The sequence below is a fragment of the Virgisporangium aliadipatigenens genome, from assembly GCF_016863615.1.
Lineage (GTDB): Bacteria > Actinomycetota > Actinomycetes > Mycobacteriales > Micromonosporaceae > Virgisporangium > Virgisporangium aliadipatigenens.
Genome location: NZ_BOPF01000007.1, coordinates 282,689 through 299,658, shown reverse-complemented (window position 1 = coordinate 299,658; position 16,970 = coordinate 282,689). Strand labels below are relative to the sequence as shown.

At 74.3% G+C, this 16,970-nt stretch carries 17 protein-coding genes; 12 read left to right on the top strand and 5 right to left on the bottom strand.

The window, feature by feature from the left end:
- Positions 1–58: 58 nt before the first annotated feature.
- Positions 59–1,411, top strand: coding sequence for a KamA family radical SAM protein (locus Val02_RS12065; protein WP_203899063.1), 1,353 nt, complete (start codon positions 59–61; stop codon positions 1,409–1,411).
- A 214-nt stretch (positions 1,412–1,625) separates the two neighbouring features.
- Here Val02_RS12065 and Val02_RS12060 read toward each other — a convergent pair whose 3' ends face one another.
- On the bottom strand, positions 1,626–1,907 hold the full coding sequence (locus Val02_RS12060) for a hypothetical protein (protein ID WP_203899062.1): 282 nt from the start codon (positions 1,905–1,907) through the stop codon (positions 1,626–1,628).
- Positions 1,908–2,106: 199 nt separating this feature from the next.
- Here Val02_RS12060 and Val02_RS12055 point away from each other — a divergent pair, with 199 nt between their 5' ends.
- Positions 2,107–3,024 carry a glutathione S-transferase family protein gene (locus Val02_RS12055; protein ID WP_203899061.1) on the top strand — a complete coding sequence of 306 codons (918 nt, stop codon included), beginning with the start codon at positions 2,107–2,109 and terminating at the stop codon, positions 3,022–3,024.
- Between the two features lie 81 nt (positions 3,025–3,105).
- On the opposite strand, the gene Val02_RS12050 is transcribed toward Val02_RS12055, so the two are convergent.
- Complete coding sequence (locus Val02_RS12050; RefSeq protein WP_203899060.1) at positions 3,106–3,891, bottom strand: alpha/beta fold hydrolase; 786 nt, start codon at positions 3,889–3,891, stop codon at positions 3,106–3,108.
- Between the two features lie 201 nt (positions 3,892–4,092).
- Here Val02_RS12050 and Val02_RS12045 point away from each other — a divergent pair, with 201 nt between their 5' ends.
- Positions 4,093–6,309, top strand: a complete 2,217-nt coding sequence (locus Val02_RS12045; protein ID WP_203899059.1) for a HelD family protein — start codon at positions 4,093–4,095, stop codon at positions 6,307–6,309.
- Here Val02_RS12045 and Val02_RS47275 read toward each other — a convergent pair.
- Positions 6,288–6,935, bottom strand: a complete 648-nt coding sequence (locus tag Val02_RS47275) for a response regulator (RefSeq protein WP_239152752.1) — start codon at positions 6,933–6,935, stop codon at positions 6,288–6,290. The genes Val02_RS12045 and Val02_RS47275 overlap by 22 nt on opposite strands.
- Positions 6,926–8,122: a sensor histidine kinase gene (locus Val02_RS47270; RefSeq protein ID WP_239152751.1), complete on the bottom strand. Its 1,197-nt coding sequence runs from the start codon at positions 8,120–8,122 to the stop codon at positions 6,926–6,928. The genes Val02_RS47275 and Val02_RS47270 overlap by 10 nt, the downstream gene beginning before the upstream one ends.
- 110 nt (positions 8,123–8,232) lie before the next feature.
- Between Val02_RS47270 and Val02_RS12035 the strand changes: the two genes are divergently transcribed.
- The 9 genes from Val02_RS12035 to Val02_RS11995 all read left to right on the top strand — a co-directional run bounded on the left by Val02_RS12035 (position 8,233) and on the right by Val02_RS11995 (position 16,670).
- Positions 8,233–9,033, top strand: a complete 801-nt coding sequence (locus tag Val02_RS12035; protein WP_203899058.1) for an ABC transporter ATP-binding protein — start codon at positions 8,233–8,235, stop codon at positions 9,031–9,033.
- A complete protein-coding gene (locus Val02_RS12030; RefSeq protein WP_203899057.1) occupies positions 9,027–11,390 on the top strand; it encodes an ABC transporter permease in 2,364 nt (787 codons plus the stop codon). Before Val02_RS12035 ends, Val02_RS12030 begins: the two co-directional genes overlap by 7 nt.
- Before the next feature lie 64 nt (positions 11,391–11,454).
- A complete protein-coding gene (locus Val02_RS12025; RefSeq protein WP_203899056.1) occupies positions 11,455–11,958 on the top strand; it encodes a hypothetical protein in 504 nt (167 codons plus the stop codon).
- A 15-nt stretch (positions 11,959–11,973) separates the two neighbouring features.
- Entirely contained in the window at positions 11,974–12,516 is a 543-nt protein-coding gene (locus Val02_RS12020) for a hypothetical protein (RefSeq protein WP_203899055.1), read from the top strand.
- Between the two features lie 13 nt (positions 12,517–12,529).
- Positions 12,530–13,054, top strand: coding sequence for an AAA family ATPase (locus Val02_RS12015; RefSeq protein ID WP_203899054.1), 525 nt, complete (start codon positions 12,530–12,532; stop codon positions 13,052–13,054).
- Between the two features lie 94 nt (positions 13,055–13,148).
- Positions 13,149–13,550, top strand: a complete 402-nt coding sequence (locus Val02_RS12010) for a YciI family protein (RefSeq protein WP_203899178.1) — start codon at positions 13,149–13,151, stop codon at positions 13,548–13,550.
- Between the two features lie 60 nt (positions 13,551–13,610).
- Positions 13,611–14,888, top strand: coding sequence for an RNA polymerase sigma factor (locus Val02_RS12005; protein ID WP_239152749.1), 1,278 nt, complete (start codon positions 13,611–13,613; stop codon positions 14,886–14,888).
- A gap of 10 nt (positions 14,889–14,898) precedes the next feature.
- Positions 14,899–15,465: a histidine phosphatase family protein gene (locus tag Val02_RS12000; RefSeq protein WP_203899053.1), complete on the top strand. Its 567-nt coding sequence runs from the start codon at positions 14,899–14,901 to the stop codon at positions 15,463–15,465.
- A gap of 41 nt (positions 15,466–15,506) precedes the next feature.
- A complete protein-coding gene (locus Val02_RS11995; protein WP_203899052.1) occupies positions 15,507–16,670 on the top strand; it encodes an RtcB family protein in 1,164 nt (387 codons plus the stop codon).
- Here the strand turns inward: Val02_RS11995 and Val02_RS11990 are convergent.
- Positions 16,667–16,966, bottom strand: coding sequence for a hypothetical protein (locus Val02_RS11990; protein ID WP_203899051.1), 300 nt, complete (start codon positions 16,964–16,966; stop codon positions 16,667–16,669). The two genes, Val02_RS11995 and Val02_RS11990, sit on opposite strands and share 4 nt — an antisense overlap.
- Positions 16,967–16,970: the final 4 nt, after the last annotated feature.

Sequence of the window (16,970 nt, the reverse complement as noted above, 5' to 3'; positions counted from 1 at the left end):
CGCGCAACATTATCCGGCAGACTAGCGAGATCACCGGAGATTTTCCAGGGAGGCCGTCATGGTCGCACAGCCTTACGTCTACCGGCGGCGGGAACTGGTCGAGCCCGACTGGACCCGCTTCCCCGGCTGGCGCGACGTGACCCGCGAGCAGTGGGAGTCGGCGCAGTGGCAGCGGGTGCACTGCGTCAAGAACGCCAAACAGCTGCGCACCCTCCTCGGCGGCACCGTCGACGAGCGCTTCTACGCCGACCTCGCCGACGACCAGGCCCGGTTCGCCACGATGTCGATGCTGCTCCCGCCGCAGATGATCAACACGATGGTGCCCGACGCGGTGCCCGACACGGAGGCGTTCTACGCGGATCCGGTGCGCCGGTACATGCTGCCCGTCGCCTCCGACCGCCACCCGGTGTGGCCCTCGCACCCGATGGCCAGCCGCGACTCGCTGCACGAGCACGACATGTGGGTCGCGGAGGGGCTGACGCACCGCTACCCGACCAAGGTCCTCGCCGAACTCCTGCCGACCTGCCCGCAGTACTGCGGTCACTGCACCCGGATGGACCTCGTCGGCAACTCCACGCCGAGCGTGGACAAGCTCAAGCTCACGCTCAAGCCGGTCGACCGGTACGACGCGATGATCTCCTACCTGAAGGGCCATCCCGGGGTGCGCGACGTGGTGGTCTCCGGCGGCGACGTGGCGAACGTCCCGTGGAAGAACCTGGAGTCGTTCCTGATGCGGCTGCTGGAGATCACCACGATCCGCGACATCCGGCTGGCCACCAAGGCGCTCGCCGGCCTGCCGCAGCACTGGCTGCAGCCCGAGGTCGTCGAGGGCCTCGAACGGGTCGCCCGCACCGCCGCCCGCCGCGGCGTCAACCTGGCCATCCACACCCACGTCAACCACGCCAACTCGCTCACCCCGCTGGTGGCGAAGGCGGCGCAGACGGCCCTGGAGGTCGGCGTGCGCGACGTGCGCAACCAGGGCGTGCTGCTGCGCGGGGTCAACGCCGAGGCGGCCGACCTGCTCGACCTCTGCTTCGCGTTGCAGGGCGAGGCCGGCATCCTGCCGTACTACTTCTACATGTGCGACATGATCCCCAACGCCGAGCACTGGCGGGTCTCCGTCGCCCGCGCCACCGAACTGCAGCACGACATCATGGGCTACCTGCCCGGCTACGCGACCCCGCGGATCGTGTGCGACGTGCCGTTCGTCGGCAAGCGGTGGGTGCACATGCTCACCGAGTACGACCGCGAGCGCGGCATCAGCTACTGGACCAAGAACTACCGCACCTCGATCGAGGCCGACGACGAGCAGGCCCTCGACCGGCGCTACCCGTACTACGACCCGATCGACACGCTGCCCGAGAGCGGCCAGAAGCTGTGGCGGGAGGAGCCGGCGGCCGCCGTGCAGTGATGTCCTTCGCTACCGTAGTGACTGTCTATACCGACGGTCACGGGGGTGGCTTGTGGGGCGGTTCAGCGAAGGAGCCTTCCTGACGCTGTGGACCTGCGGCTGGCTGAGCGCCGCAGCGGTCGCGCTGCACGTAGGGATCATGGGCGGTGCCGGGTGGCTGCGCCGCCACGAGTGGCGCTACCGGGCGCGGGGCATCCCGCTGCCCACCGAACGGTCACTCGCCCGGGTTCGGCCGTTCGGGCTGACCGCCGCCGTCGCCTGTCTCGTCGTAGCGCTGCTCGGCCCCGCGACCCCGGCGGGCCGGCCGCTGGACGCGCGGGCCGTCGACCGGGCCACCCGGGACGCCGCGCACGGGCTGGAGCACCGCGACGGCCACCCGGCGGGCCGCCCCGGCCTCGTCGGCGTCCAGGGCGAACTCGACGCCGCCGCCGGACCGGGACGGCTGCGGGCCGGTACGCGCCGAGGACGACGCCGGGCGGGACCGGTACCAGATCACCAACAGCGCGGGACTGCATCCCGTGTGCCTGTCGGTGAGCGGCGGCCTCGCGCACCAGCACCTGACGGCGGACGTGCGGGATGGCCCCTGCTGAGCCGTTGAGCCGCCGCTGACGCGCGCCGGACGGGCGGGGTGCTCCTGCTGCTCGTCGGGCCGGCCGTGGCGCGACGCTGGGGAAAACACTGGCATTGTGGAGGACATGAGAGAGACGGCGGCGCAGTTCTCCCGCGAGTCCGCTCCCTCCGGGGAGTTCGTCCGCCAGCCCAACCGGTTCACCGATCCGGTCACCGCCGAGGCCGGCCGCTATGTGCTCTACGCGTCGCTGGCCTGCCCGTGGGCGCACCGTTCGATCATCGTGCGGGAGCTGCTCGGGCTCCAGGAGGCGCTGCCGCTGCGCATTGTCGACCCGATCCGCGACGAGAAGGGGTGGCGCTTCACCCTGGACCCCGACGGCCGCGACCCCGTGACGGGTGCGCTTTACCTGTCCGAGCTGTACCTGGGCACCGACCCGGCCTTCGAGGGGCGCGTCACCGTGCCGGCCGTCTGGGACACCGTCACCTCCCGCGTCGTCTCCAACGACTATCCGCGGCTGACGCTGACCTGGGAGACGACGTTCGCGCCGCTGCACCGGCCGGGTGCGCCCGACCTGTACCCCGAGCCGCTGCGCGCGGAGATCGACGCGCTCAACGACGAGCTGTTCCGCGACGTCAACAACGGGGTGTACCGGTGCGGCTTCGCCACCACCCAGTCGGCGTACGAGGCCGCGTTCCACGCGCTGTTCGCGCGACTGGACGTTCTCGAGGAGCGTCTGGGAGAACGTCGTTACCTGCACGGAGACGCGATCACCGACTCCGACGTGCGCCTGTACACGACCCTGGTCCGCTTCGACGCCGTCTACCACGGCCACTTCAAGTGCAACCTGCGCAAGCTCGCCGAGTACCCGCACCTATGGGGTTACGCGCGGGACCTGTACCGGACGCCCGGCTTCGGTAGCACCACGGACTTCGACCACATCAAGCGGCACTACTACGTGACCCACGAACGGATCAACCCGACGCGCATCGTGCCGCTCGGCCCCGACCCCGCGCTGTGGGAGACGCCGCACGGCCGCGGCTAGGTCCGGTCGCGCGGATCATGGCGGTCAGGGAAGGCCGGTCAGGGACGGCTCCGCGGACCGCTCGGGTCGCCGCGCGCCACATCAGTCGGGGATCGCCGCGCGGGTGAGCGCCGCCGCCAGTTCGTCGGCCGCGGGGGCCGTCGGGGCGGCGGGCAGCGTGACGGTCTCCTTGCCCAGCAACGCCGCGAGCGCCAGCGCAGCCCGGCCCGCCGGCCGGTGGGCGGGCTGCGGTGCGGTGGCGACCACGATCCGCGTCGACGCCGCCGCCAGCGCGCCCACCTCGATTCGGTAGTCGCCGAACGGCAGCAGCACGTGCTCCACGTAGTAGGCGAAGTTGCCGGCCTCGCGGGCGTTCGTCGCCAGGGCCGCCGCCGTCGGGCCGGGCCGCCAGGCGGCGAACGCGGCGGCTGCGCCGGCCCGGCGGTAGGTCCCGTGCAGGGCCTCGGCGTCCTCGCGCAGCGCGTCGGCGTCGGGCAGCAGGTGCAGCGCCGGCGGTTCGAACGCCACGAGGGTGTGCACCTGCGCGGGGTTGCGGGTGACGAGTTCGAGGCCGACGAGGGCGCCGGTGCCGTCGCCGAGCACGGCCGCCGGCTCGGTCCCGAGGGCGCCGAGCAGCCGGTGGGCGTCGTCGGCGTGGGTCTCGACCCACTGGTCGGACGGGGGGCCGTCGAGTTTGCTCCGGGAGTTCCCCCGCGGGTCGTAGGAGACCACGGTGAAGCGGGACGCCAGCGCGGCCGCGAGTCCCTCGAACGCCGCGGCGTCGGTGGGCCCGCCCCCGATCAGCAGGAACATCGGCCCTGCGCCGCGGGTCTCGTAGCAGAGCGTGGCGCCGGGGACGGCGAGTGTGTTCGATGCGGCAGCGCCCATGGCCGCGACCCTATCGACCCGGCGGCTCGGCCGCGCTCACCACGAACCGGCAGCGGCCCTCGAAACGATCCACGCCATTGAACCCGACACGAGGGGTGTGCGAGAGCGGCCCGCCGGACTAGAATCCGGGATCCGTGCACGAAAAATAGGCAGCACAAGTGCCGCCTTACAGATCCCATTATAGGCCCAGGGGGAAGCCGGATGTCAAGTCCCGTCATCGGCGAAGAACAGCAGCACCTCACCACCCTCTACGCCCGGCTCGACGCGGAACGCGACCGCGCCGCCGCCCGCCTCGCCGACACCCTGCGCGAGGTGGGCACCAACAAGCAGGGCCTGAGCCACCGCGACGCCCTCGCCGACCGCTACGCCCGCGACGTCGCCCGCTTCGACGCGGTCGAGCACGGGCTGTGCTTCGGCCGCGTGGACCGGGTCGACGGCACCCACCACCACATCGGCCGGATCGGCCTGCGCGACGGAACCGGCGAGCACAACGCCCTGCTGGTCGACTGGCGCGCGCCGGCCGCCCGGCCGTTCTACCTCGCCACCGCCGCCTCGCCGGAGGGCGTCACCCGGCGGCGGCACATCCGCACCGACAACCGGGTCGTCACCGACGTGGAGGACGACTTCCTCGACCTCGCCGCGGCGGCCGGCGGTACCCACGACGGTTCGCTGACCAGCGAGTCGGTGCTGCTCGCCGCGCTGAACGCGCACCGCACCGGCCGCATGCGCGACATCGTCGAGACGATCCAGGTCGAGCAGGACGCCGTCATCCGCAGCGACCTCGCCGGTGTGCTGGTGGTGCAGGGCGGCCCCGGCACCGGCAAGACGGCCGTCGCACTGCACCGGGCGGCCTACCTGCTCTACACCCACCGGGAGCGGCTGGCCTCCCGGGGCGTGCTGGTGGTCGGCCCGAACGACACGTTCCTGCGCTACATCGAGCACGTGCTGCCGAGCCTCGCCGAGACGGGTGTGCTGCTGTGGACGGTCGGCGACCTCTTCCCCGGCGTGACGGGGCGGCGCGCCGAGTCGCCGGAGGCCGCGCGGGTCAAGGGCCGCGCCGTCATGGTCGACGTCATCGCGCGCGCGATCCGCGACCGGCAGCGGGTCCCCGACGAAGGCGAGCCGTGGGTGATCAACGACGACATCGTGCTGGACCGGCCGGCCGTGGCCGCGGCACGCCATCGGGCCCGCGCCACCGGCCTGCTGCACAACCTCGCCAAGCCGTACTTCGACGACGCGCTGCTGGACGAGCTGACCGAGCGGGAGGCCGAACGCGTCGGCGCCGACCCGTTCACCGGGACGAACCTGCTCGCCCCCGGCGACGTGGCCGACATCCGCAAGGAACTGGCCGAGGATCCGACGATCCGCTTCGCCCTGGACGAACTGTGGCCGGTGCTCACGCCGCAGCGGCTGCTCGCCGACCTGTTCGCCGATCCGGATCTGGTCGACTCGGCGGCCCCGATGCTGACCGAGGCGGAACGGGTGCTGCTGTACCGGCTGCCGGAGGGCGGGTTCAGCGCGGCCGACGCGCCGCTGCTGGACGAGGCGGCGGAGCTGCTCGGCGAGGACGACCGCGCGGCGCGGGCCGAGGCCGCCCGGCTGCGCCGCGAACGCCTCGCCTGGGCGCAGGGCGTCCTCGACCTGACCGAGGGGTCGCGTTCGACCGACGCCGAGGACAACTGGGACGACGTGCTCTCCGCCTCGGACATCGTGACCGCCGAGCTGCTCGCCGGGCGGCACGAGGAACGGGATCCGCGCAGCACGGCCGAGAAGGCCGCGCTTGATCGCCGGTGGGCGTTCGGGCACGTGATCGTGGACGAGGCGCAGGAGCTGTCCGCCATGGCGTGGCGGGCGCTGATGCGGCGCTGCCCGAGCCGTTCCATGACGATCGTGGGAGACCTGGCGCAGACCGGGGACCCGGCCGGGGCGCGCTCGTGGGGCGAGGTGCTGTCGCCCTACGTCGCGGACCGGTGGCGGGCCGCGGAGCTGACCGTCAGCTACCGCACGCCGGCCGAGATCATGGCGGTCGCCGGCCGGGTCCTCGCCCGGATCGACCCGACGCTGCCCGCGCCGCGCGCCGTCCGCGCCACCGGGATCGCGCCGCGCCTGATCACGACCGACGAGGTGTCCGCCGTGCTCGCCGAGGAGCTGTCCCGTCCCGGTACCGTCGCGTTGATCACCTCGGGGGAACGCCCGGAGCCCCGCCCCGGCCTCAGCGTGCTCGGCGTGCCCGAGGCCAAGGGGCTGGAGTTCGACTCGGTGGTCGTGTACGACCCGGACGCCATCGTGGCGGCGTCGCCGCGCGGGCTCAGCGACCTGTACGTGGCGCTGACCCGCCCCACGCAACGCCTCACGGTGGCGCTCCCGCCGGGCACCCCGACCCCGTGGTGGTGGGCTCAGCCGGTCCCGGTGAGGTAGGTCAGGACGGCGAGGACGCGTCTGTTGTCGCCGTCGCTGGGCGGCAGGTCCAGCTTGGTGAAGATGCCGGTGATGTGCTTGGCCACCGCCGCCTCGGTGACGGCCAGGGCGCGGGCGATCGCCGTGTTGGACCTGCCCTCGGCCATGAGCGCCAGCACCTCGCGTTCCCGTTCGGTGAGGCGCTCCAGCGGATGCCGCTTGCGGCGCACCATCTGGCGCACCACCGTCGGGTCCACCACCGTGTCGCCGCCGGCCACCCGGCGCACCGCGTCGACGAACGTGTGCACGTCCGTCACCCGGTTCTTCAGCAGGTAGCCGACGCCGGCCTTCCCCGGCGCGTCGAGCAGTTCGGCGGCGTAGGTCAGTTCGATGTACTGGCTCAGCACCAGAACGGCCAGCGCGGGCCGGGTCGCCCGCAGCGCCACCGCGGCGCGCAGGCCGTCGTCGGCGTGCCCGGGCGGCATCCGCACGTCGGTGACGACGAGATCCGGCTCGTACGCCGACACCGCGGAGCCGAGCGCGGGCGCGTCGCCGACGGCCGCCACCACGTCGAACCCGAACCGGGTGAGCAGTCCGGCGATGCCCTCCCGGATCAGCACCCCGTCCTCGGCGAGGACTACCCGCACGGTATCTCCACTCTCAGCGAGGTCGGCCCGCCGGGCGGGCTGTCCAGGGTCAGTGTGCCGTCGAGGACGGCGACCCGGTCGGCCAGCCCGGTCAGTCCGCTGCCGGCGGCCGGGTCGGCGCCGCCGCGGCCGTCGTCGCGCACCTCCACGACCAGGCGGTGCCCGTCCAGCCGGCCGTCGACGGCCGCGCGCGTGGCGCCGGCGTGCCGGGCGACGTTCGTCAGGGCCTCGGCCACCACGAAGTAGGCGCCGGCCTCGACCGGGCCGGGCAGCCGCCGCGGGAGCGCCACGCGCACGTCGACCGGCACGGGCGAACGGTCGGCCAGCTCCGCCAGCGCCGCGGGCAGGCCGCGGTCGGTCAGGATGCGCGGGTGGATGCCGTGGATCAGCTCCTGCAGTTCGGCCAGGGCGCGTCCGGCCTCCTCGTGCGCCTTGGTGACCAGTTCGGGCAGCTCGGCGGGGTCGGCGACGCGGGCCAGGCCGAGGGTGAGGCCGAGCGCCACGAGGCGTTGCTGCGCGCCGTCGTGCAGGTCCCGTTCGATCCGGCGGCGTTCGGCGTCGAACGCGTCGACCAGCCGCGCCCGGCTCTCGATCACGTCGCGGGCACCGCCGGCGCGGGGCCGCAGCAGCGCCTCGGCCGGCAGGACGCGCACCCGCGCGTACGCCACCAGCGCGTACCCGGCGGCGGCCAGCGCCAGCAGCCCCAACGGAACGGCCGCCCAGGCGAGCAACGGATCCTCCACCAGCACCGCCTTGAGCAGCTTCACCTCGCCGTAGCGCGCCTCGACCAGCGGCGCGGTGAGCAGGGTCAGCGGCGTGCCCAGCGCGCAGACCAGCACCAGCAGGTCCAGCGGCCACAGCACCGCGGTCACCAGCGCGTGGCCGAGATCCCGCCAGGTCGCCGGCTCCCGGTACCGGCAGGTGACCCAGGCCGACAGCCCGGGCCGCCCCGGATCGCGGTGCGGGTCGGCGAGCGCGACGCCGAGCAGGCGCAGCCGGCGGCGTTCGACCGCGGCGACGGGCACGCCGACGAGCGGGGCGCCGATCAGCACCGGCACGCCCACCAGGACCGGCAGGCCCACGATCCCGAACGCCACCAGCAGCGGCAGCCCCACGGACAGCAGCGCGCCGACGGGCACGCCGGTGAGCAGCCACCCCGTCGCCCGCGCCGCCGCCGTCCTGTCCATGCGCCGGAAGCGTAACGGGCACCGCCGGGCCGGTCGGTAGAGAAAGATCTACCCCGCTCCTCCGTCCCGCATGAGTGATCTTCCCGGTCCCGGCCGGTGTGCTTGTTCGCATGGACGAGGTGGTGCGGTTGTGGTCGGTGCGCCGGCGGTACGGGGCGGTCACCGCCCTCGACGATGTGACGATCGGGTTCGGCGCGGGGACGTTCACGGCGATCATGGGGCCGTCCGGCTCGGGCAAGTCGACGCTGCTGCAGTGCGCGGCGGGGCTGGACCGTCCGGACGCCGGCCGGGTCGAGGTCGCCGGTGTGACGCTGACCGGCCTCTCCGAGGGGCGGCTCACGCGGCTGCGGCGGGAGCGGATCGGCTTCGTGTTCCAGGCGTTCAACCTGCTGCCGACCCTGACCGCCGAGCAGAACGTCGGCCTGCCGCTGCGCCTCGCCGGACGCCGGCCGGACCGGGCGACGGTGCGGCGCGCGCTCGCCGACGTGGGCCTCGCCGGCCGCGAACGGCACCGCCCCGGCGCGCTCTCCGGCGGGCAGCAGCAGCGGGTGGCGATCGCGCGGGCGCTGGTGACCGAGCCGGCGGTGCTCTTCGCGGACGAACCCACGGGCGCGCTGGACCGGGCCACCGGGCACGAGGTGCTGGGGATGCTGCGCCGGCTGGTCGACACCGCGGGCCAGACATTGATCATGGTGACGCACGACCCGGTGGCGGCGGGGTACGCGGACCGGGTGGTGTTCCTGGCGGACGGCCGCGTCGCGGGTCGGCTCGACCGCCCGACCCCGGAACAGGTCGCCGCCTGGCTCGCCGCCCCGACGGCCGCCACCGGCCCGGATCCCGCCGGCCGCGGCGCGCAGGGTCTCGGCGGGGTCGGGCACGGCGTGGACGTCGCCGGGGGTGCCGCATGCTGATCCTCGCCTCGTTGCGGGCCCGGTGGAGCGGCCTGATCGCCGGATTCCTGGCGCTGACCGCCGGCGTCGGGCTGGTCGCCGCCATGGGCCTCGTCCTCGCCGGCACGCTCGGCGCGCGGCCCCTGCCGCCGCAGCGCTACGCGCACGCCCGCACCGTCGTGGCGCCGGTCGGCAAACTGGCCGTGCCGACCGCGCACGGCCTGCGGACGCAGCCGCTCGCGGTGCCGCACGGACTCTCCCCGGACGTCGTGGCGCGGGTGCGGGCGACCGGCGCCGTCGTCGAGGACCGGATCGGCTACGCGCAGCTGGCCGGCGGCGGGGCGGACCAGGTGGGGCGGCCGTGGCCGGCGGCGGCGTTCGGGGCGCACCGGCTGGACGCCGGGCGGGAGCCGGCCGGGGACCACGAGGTCGTGGTGTGGGCCGGTGGTGCGCGGCCGGGCGAACGGGTCGGCGTGTTGACCGACGCCGGACGCCGGGAGTACACGGTCGTGGGGGTGCTGGCGCCGGCGCGGTTCGAGAAGGCGCTGTTCTTCACCGGTGCCGAGGCCGCCCGGCTGTTTCCCCGCATCGACGCGCTGATCGTCGAGGCACCGGCCGAACGGGTCGGCGCGGCGGTCGGCACCGACGGGCGGGTGTACGCCGGGGCGCGGCTGCGGCGGTTCGACCCGGACGCCGCGGCCGACGCGCAGGCGCTGGTCGCCGCGAACTCCCTGGTCGGCACCGCCGGCGGGATAGCGGCGTTCGTGAGCGCGTTCGTCGTGGCGGGGACGTTCGCGTACGGGGTGGCGCAGCGCCGCCGCGAACTGGCCCTGCTGCGCACCGCCGGCGCGACGCCCGGGCAGGTGCGGCGTTCGGTCCTCGCCGAAGGGCTCGCGCTCGGTGTGCTCGCCGCGGCCACCGGCTGTGCCCTGGGCCGGCTCGGTGCGCCGCGCCTCGCGGAACGGCTTGTCGCGCGGGGGTTCGCACCGGACTGGTTCACCGTGCCGGAGAGCACGGCGGCGCTGGTGGTGGCGTTCGGTGCCGGGCTGGTCGCGGCGCTCGCCGGCGTGTGGACGGCGGCGCGGCGCGCGGGGCGGGTCGGGCCGGCCGAGGCCCTGCGGGAGTCCAGTGTGGAGGGTCGGACGATGACCCCGGGACGGTGGCTGTGGGCGGTGCTGATCGGCGGTGCCGCGCTGGTGACGACGTTCGGGCCGGTGGTGGCCGAACCGGCCGACGCGCTCAAGCGCAAGCAGTACGTGCCGGCGGTGCTGCTGCTCGTGGTGGCGTTCGCGCTGCTGGCGCCGGTGCTGGTGGGGCCGGCCGCGCGGCTGCTCGGGACGCCGTTGGCGCGGCTGCGCGGCGCGACCGGGCTGCTGGTGCGCGAGGGGGCGCTCGCCGCGTCCCGCCGGACCGCCGCGACGGCCGCACCGGTACTGCTCACCGTGGGCCTCGCCGCCTGCCTGCCGGGAATCACGGCCACGATCGAGCGGGCGGAGGCGGCCGAGGGGCGGGTGCCGGGGGCGTTCGTCGTGGTGCCGGCCGGGACGCCGGGGCTTTCCGCCGAGGCGGTGGCGCGGCTGCGCGCGATCGGGAACGCCGACGTCGCGGTCAGCTACCCGACGAGCGTGTACGACCTGGAGGAGGGCGTCGCCCTGCTGCGGCGCACGGCGCACACCGTCGACCCGGCCGCGCTGGCCGGGCTGCCGGTGCTGGCCGGTTCGGTGGCGGACCTGGCCGACGACACGATCGTGGTGGACCGCGAGTGGGGCCGCGACGTCGGCGACACCGTGCGCGTCTGGCGCGCTGACGGCAGCCCGGCGGCCCTGCGGGTGGTGGCGGTGCTGCGCGAGGGCGTCGGCGGCCACGGGGCCTTCCTGACGCACGCGCATCCCGCGCGGCCGCTCGCCGATCGGGTGTTCGTGCGGCGGGCCGATCGGGCCGCGGTCGAGGCGGCCGTCCGGAACCTCGGCGCGACCGTCGATCCCCCGCCGGAGCGCGGCGGCGTCAAGGCGACCGGCATCGACGCCGTGCTCGGCCTCGCGCTGCTGTACGCCGGCCTCTCCGTCCTGGGCACGACGCTGATGGCCGCCCGGGAACGCGCCGCCGGCCTCGCACTCCTGCGGCTGGCCGGCGCCACCGCCGGTCAGCGGCTGCGCGTGGTGGCCGGCGAGGCGCTGTTCGTCGTGGCGGTCGGGGTGGTGCTGGCCCTCGGGGCGGCCGTTCTGGCGCTGGGCGCGCTGTGCGCGGCGCTGCTGCGGCTGACCGGCGACCTCCCCGTGCCGGTGCTCCCGTGGGGAACGCTCGCCGCCGTGGCCGCCGCGACCGCGGCCGTCGGGGTGGCGACGTCGGTGGTGATGACGTTCCCCCGGAAGTGGTGACAGCACCCGTGTCCACGGCGGGTGAGCCGAGCACGATCGGTGTCAACCGATGACGGAGGTAGTCATGAGACCCGATCTGTCCGCCCTGCTCTGGCCCGAGTTCGTCGCGGTCGGCGACGCCGAACGCGCCCGCGCGGCGGCCCGCGTCGCCCGGCTGCGCGACGCCGGCGCGCTCACCGACGAGCAGGCCGCCCTGCACCGCTCCCGGGTGGCCGCCGCCGAGACCCGGGGCGACCTGCACGCCGCGCTGGCCGGCGCGCCCGGCGCCGAACGCCCGTCGCTCCTGCCGGCGCTGCTGCGCTGGGCGGCGCTCGGGTGGCTGCTCGCCTGCGCCGTGCAGTTCGTGGTGTGGGCGCTGATCGTCGTCACGACTGCCGACTGGGACGGCCCTTGGTGGCTGTGGACGTTCGTGCCCGGCGGGCTGCTCGTGGCCGCGCTCTGGTGGCTGGTCGAGGCCGATCACCGGACCCGGTACGGAACCCGGATCGCACCCGGCGCGGACCCGGATCGCAGCCAGCCGGGCCTGAACTGGGACCACGAGGCCGGAGGCGCCCCCCGCCGGCCGTGACGAAGGCAGGCGCGCATGCTCGGTGGATTGCTGGCGAAGTCGCTCGCGGCGAAGGTGGCCCTCGGGGTCGTGGGCCTGACCGGCGGGGTCGGTGCGGTGGCCGCCGAGACGGGCGCGCTGCCCGCCCCGGTGCAGAACGTCGCGCACGACGTCGCCGGCGGGCTGGGCGTGCCGAAGAAGGTCGAGGACAGGCCCGGCCAGAAGCCGGGTGGGGAGAAGTCCGCCGCGCCGAAGCCGTCCACCGCGAAGGAGTCGCCGAGGCCCTCGCAGGTGGCGGCGATCCCGTCCGGGCACGCCGTTCCCTCGGCGGACGGGGCCGTCCCGAGCGCGAGCGGCCGTCCCGAGGACAACCGGAAGTCGCCGGCACCCGGCCTCACGCACTCCCCCGGCGACGACAAGGGCCGCCACGGCGAGGTGAAGCCGTCGACCAAGCCGACCCCGAAGCCCGCCGAGTCGAAGTCCCCGAAGGAGTCGCCGAAGCCGTCGAAGACCGAGAAGAGCAAGGACAAGGAGAAGGAGAAGCCGAAGCCGAGCACGTCGAAGACGCACGCGGAGTAGGTATCCTCCATCGGTGATCGTCTGGGTGAACGGCGCCTTCGGCGCGGGCAAGTCCACGACCGCCGAACTTCTCCTGAAGGCCCTGCCGGACGGGCATCTCTACGACCCCGAGTACATCGGCTACGTGCTGATGCGCTTCGTGCCGGGGCAGGTCGACGACTTCCAGGACCTGCCCCTGTGGCGGGAGCTGACCGTGCACACGCTCGGCGGGCTCGCCGAGTCCTACGGCGGCACCTGGGTCGTGCCGATGACACTGGTCGACGCGGGCTACCGGGCCGCGATCCTGGGCGGGCTGCGGGGGCGCGGGCTGGCGGTGCGGCAGTTCGTGCTGACCCTCCCGGCCGACGACCTGCACGCGCGCATCGACGGCGACGACGCCACGACCGGGGACGCGCGGGTGTGGCGGCACGACCACGTCGCGAGCGCGGCCGCGCTGGACGGGCTGGCCGGCACCGAGCCGGCCACCTGGCGGATCGACGCGACGGCCGCGCCGGAGCAGGTCGTGGCCGCGATCCTGGAACACTGCGGAAAATCCTGACGGAGGATGTCCGGTACGGGGCGGCCCGTTCCGACGTCCCGGGTGAGCGGCGCCCGGACGGGGCGTCCCGACCCGAGGAGGACCCGTGAAGTACATGATCCTGACCTACGCCTCGCAGCGCGACTACGACCAGATGACCGGCAAGGACAGCTCGCCGGGGGCGTACGGCCCCGAGGACTTCGCGGCGCTGCACGCGTTCATGACGGAGTTCAACAAGTCGCTCGAGGAGTCCGGCGAACTGGTCGAGACCCGGGGGCTCACCGCGCCGGTGCACACCCGCCGGCTCGGCCCCGGCACGAACGTCGTCACCGACGGGCCGTACGCCGAGGCCGAGGAGGTGCTGGCCGGCTACTGGATCGTCGAGTGCGAGAGCTTCGACCGGGCCACCGAGATCGCCGCACGGCTGGGCGACTGCCCGGCGCCGCCCGGGGTCGCCGCCCGCGGCTACGCCGACGTGCGGCCGCTCGCCGAGTCGATCGAGGAGTTCGATCTCTAGCCCGGCCGTCCTCGAGCGTGTGCGTGGCGCCGCGGCGGCGGCCGGAGGGAGCGGAACGTAGTGGAGCGGAAGGAGGTCGCCGCCGCCGGGCGGCGCCACGCACTGAGCGGGCCACAGACGGACCTGCTGCGTCAGCTGGCGCCGCAGGTCGTGGGCGCGGTGACCCGGCGCTACGGGCACTTCGACGCCGCCGAGGACGCGACCCAGGAGGCGCTGCTGGCCGCCGCGACGCAGTGGCCGGTCGAGGGCGTTCCGGACAGTCCGCGCGCGTGGCTGATCACCGTCGCCGCCCGCCGGCTCACCGACATCCTGCGTTCCCAGCAGTCGAGGGAACGTCGAGAGCGGACCGCCCAGCAGTGGATCCTTCCCGCGGAGCGGCACGCCCCGCCGGCCGACGCGCCGCCCGGTGACACCGACGACACGCTGGTGCTGCTGTTCCTCTGCTGCCATCCGGCCCTCTCGACGGCGTCGCAGATCGCGTTGACGCTGCGCGCCGTGGGCGGCCTGACGACGGCGGAGATCGCGCGGGCGTTCCTGGTGCCGGAGGCGACGATGGCGCGCCGGATCACCCGGGCGAAGCGGAGCGTGAAGGCGAGCGGGGTGCCGTTCCGGCTGCCGCCCGACGCGGTTCGCGGGGAGCGGCTCGCCGCCGTCCTGCACACGCTGTACCTGATCTTCAACGAGGGCTACGCCAGCACCGGCGGGCCCTCGGTGCACCGCGCCGACCTGGCCGCCGAGGCGATCCGGCTGGCCCGCCTGGTGCACCGGCTGCTGCCGGGGGACAGCGAGGTCGCCGGGCTGCTGGCGCTGATGCTGCTGACCGACGCTCGCCGGCCGGCCCGCACCGCCGCCGACGGCGCACCGGTGCCGATGGCCGAGCAGGACCGTTCGTTGTGGAACGCCGCGCAGATCGCCGAGGGCGTCGCGCTGGTCGAGGCCGCCCTGCCGAGGGGGCCCACCGGGCCGTACCAGTTGCAGGCGGCGATCGCGGCCCTGCACGACGAGGCGCCCGACGCGGACTCGACCGACTGGCCGCAGATCGAGGCCCTGTACGGGCTGCTGCTGCGGCTGCCCGCCATGTCCGCCAACCCCGTCGTCGCGCTGAACCACGCCGTGGCGGTCGCGATGGCCCGCGGCCCGCTGCACGGGCTGGCGCTGCTGGAGGGACTGTCGGACCGGCTCGACGACGACCACCGCTACCACTCGGTCCGCGCCCACCTGCTCGAACTGTCCGGCGACCGCGACGGCGCACGCACCGCCTACCGCACGGCGGCGGACAAGACCCCCAGCCTCCCTCGCCGGCGCTACCTCCATGCGCGGGCCGCACGCCTCGCCTAGGCTCGACGGCGTGGGCGAGTTGGTACTGGTGCGGCACGGCGAGACCGAGTGGAGCGCGAGCGGCAGGCACACGTCGTTCACCGAGAAGGAGCTGACGCCGCGCGGCGAGCAACAGGCCCGCGACCTGGTCCCGCGACTGCGCGAGCACGCCTTCGTCGCGGTGCTGACCAGCCCGCGGGTGCGCGCGACGGCGACCGCCCACCTCGCCGGGCTCTCCCCCGCCGAGGAGACCGAGGACCTCGCCGAGTGGCACTACGGCGAGTACGAGGGCATCACCACCAAGGAGATCCACGCCACCCGCCCGGAGTGGAACCTCTGGACCGACGGCGCACCCGGCGGCGAGACCCCCGATCGGGTCGGCGCCCGCATCGACCGGCTCCTCGGGCGGGTCGCGCCGCTGCTGGAGCGCGGCGACGTGGCGCTCGTGGCGCACGGGCACTCGCTGCGCGTCGTCGGCGCCCGCTGGATCGGCCTGCCCGTCGCCGGCGGCGGGCTGCTGCGCCTCGACACCGCCACGCTCTCCGTGCTGGGCTTCGAGCACGGCCGGCGGGTCATCCGGCACTGGAACGAGCGCTAATTGGCGGTGCCACCTGTTTTCGGGTGTCTACCGTGTGCCGCATGGAGCAGATCTCGAAGCGGCTGATGAACTGGGCGAGCATTCTCGAGCCCGCCACGCGCGCGCAGGCGGAGAAGACCGCCGCGTTGCCGTTCATCCACCCGCACCTCGCGCTGATGCCCGACGCGCACCTGGGCAAGGGCGCGACGGTCGGCTCGGTCATCCCGACGCTGGGCGCGATCATCCCGGCGGCGGTGGGCGTCGACATCGGCTGCGGCATGGCGGCCGTGCGCACCCAGTACCACCGCGACGACCTGCGCAAGCCGCTGGCGAAGCTGCGCGAGGCGATCGAGGCGGCCGTGCCGCTGTCGGCGGGGCAGTACAACACGTCCCTCACGGACACCGCCGCGGCGCGGGTGCAGCGGCTGACGGCACTCGCCGAGAAGGCCGGGTTCGACCCGCGGCGCTACGCGGGCAACTGGGAGCTGCAGCTCGGCACGCTCGGTTCCGGCAACCACTTCATCGAGGTCACCGTCGACCAGCACGGCTACGTGTGGCTGTTCCTGCACTCCGGCTCGCGCGGGGTGGGCAACAAGATCGCCACGCATCACATCAAGGTCGCGCAGGAGGCGATGAAGCGCTGGTGGATCAGCCTGCCCGACCCGGACCTCGCGTACCTCGCCGAGGGCACCGACGAGTTCTGGACCTACATCCGCGAACTGCGCTGGGCCCAGGAGTTCGCGCTGCAGAACCGCGACGAGATGATGGACCGCGTCGTCGACTGCTTCGCGGCGTTCCACGGCCCGGTGCAGGAGCAGGAACGGGTGCAGTGCCACCACAACTACACGACCCGCGAGACGCACTTCGGCAAGGAGGTGTGGCTGTCGCGCAAGGGCGCCATCAACGCCGACAAGGGGGTGCGCGGGCTCATCCCCGGTTCGATGGGTGACGCCTCGTACGTCGTCGTCGGCAAGGGCAACCCGCTCGCGCTGAACACCGCACCGCACGGCGCCGGGCGCAACTACTCGCGGTCGGCCGCGCGGAAGAAGTTCACCCGTGAGGAGCTGCGCAAGGCGATGGTCGGCATCGAGTACCGCGACACGGACGCGTTCATCGACGAGATCCCGCAGGCGTACAAGCCGATCGACCAGGTCATGGCCGACGCCGCCGACCTGGTCGAGATCACGCACACGCTGCGCCAGATCGTCAACGTGAAGGGCGACTAGCTGTTGTCGGCCGGCTCGTCGGGGTAGGTGTGGGGCTCGAACGTCCACGGGGCGTCGGGCCCCTCCCGGAACGCCTCCGTCCCCGGCTCCATCTCGGCGAGATCGAGCAGGGACGGGTCGGCGTCGGTGAGCACGCTCATCCGCACCAGCACGCAGGCGTCGGGGACGTTCGGGTCGTTGACGCCGTCGAGCGCGGACCAGTCGCCGTCGACGTCGAGGACCACGCTGCGCACGGGCTCCTTGCCGTCGAGGACGGTCCGCTGGGCGATGACTCCGAGCCGGGGAGGGAAGGACATCGTT

Bases quoted from the DNA above. Each gene is read 5' to 3' on its own strand.
- Val02_RS12055 (WP_203899061.1), top strand. From the start codon at position 2,107: ATGAGAGAGACGGCGGCGCAGTTCTCCCGCGAGTCCGCTCCCTCCGGG.
- Val02_RS12030 (WP_203899057.1), top strand. From the start codon at position 9,027: ATGCTGATCCTCGCCTCGTTGCGGGCCCGGTGGAGCGGCCTGATCGCC.
- Val02_RS12065 (WP_203899063.1), top strand. From the start codon at position 59: ATGGTCGCACAGCCTTACGTCTACCGGCGGCGGGAACTGGTCGAGCCC.
- Val02_RS12025 (WP_203899056.1), top strand. From the start codon at position 11,455: ATGAGACCCGATCTGTCCGCCCTGCTCTGGCCCGAGTTCGTCGCGGTC.
- Val02_RS12010 (WP_203899178.1), top strand. From the start codon at position 13,149: ATGATCCTGACCTACGCCTCGCAGCGCGACTACGACCAGATGACCGGC.
- Val02_RS47270 (WP_239152751.1), bottom strand. From the start codon at position 8,122: ATGGACAGGACGGCGGCGGCGCGGGCGACGGGGTGGCTGCTCACCGGC.
- Val02_RS12050 (WP_203899060.1), bottom strand. From the start codon at position 3,891: ATGGGCGCTGCCGCATCGAACACACTCGCCGTCCCCGGCGCCACGCTC.
- Val02_RS11990 (WP_203899051.1), bottom strand. From the start codon at position 16,966: ATGTCCTTCCCTCCCCGGCTCGGAGTCATCGCCCAGCGGACCGTCCTC.
- Val02_RS11995 (WP_203899052.1), top strand. From the start codon at position 15,507: ATGGAGCAGATCTCGAAGCGGCTGATGAACTGGGCGAGCATTCTCGAG.
- Val02_RS12020 (WP_203899055.1), top strand. From the start codon at position 11,974: ATGCTCGGTGGATTGCTGGCGAAGTCGCTCGCGGCGAAGGTGGCCCTC.
- Val02_RS12035 (WP_203899058.1), top strand. From the start codon at position 8,233: ATGGACGAGGTGGTGCGGTTGTGGTCGGTGCGCCGGCGGTACGGGGCG.
- Val02_RS12045 (WP_203899059.1), top strand. From the start codon at position 4,093: ATGTCAAGTCCCGTCATCGGCGAAGAACAGCAGCACCTCACCACCCTC.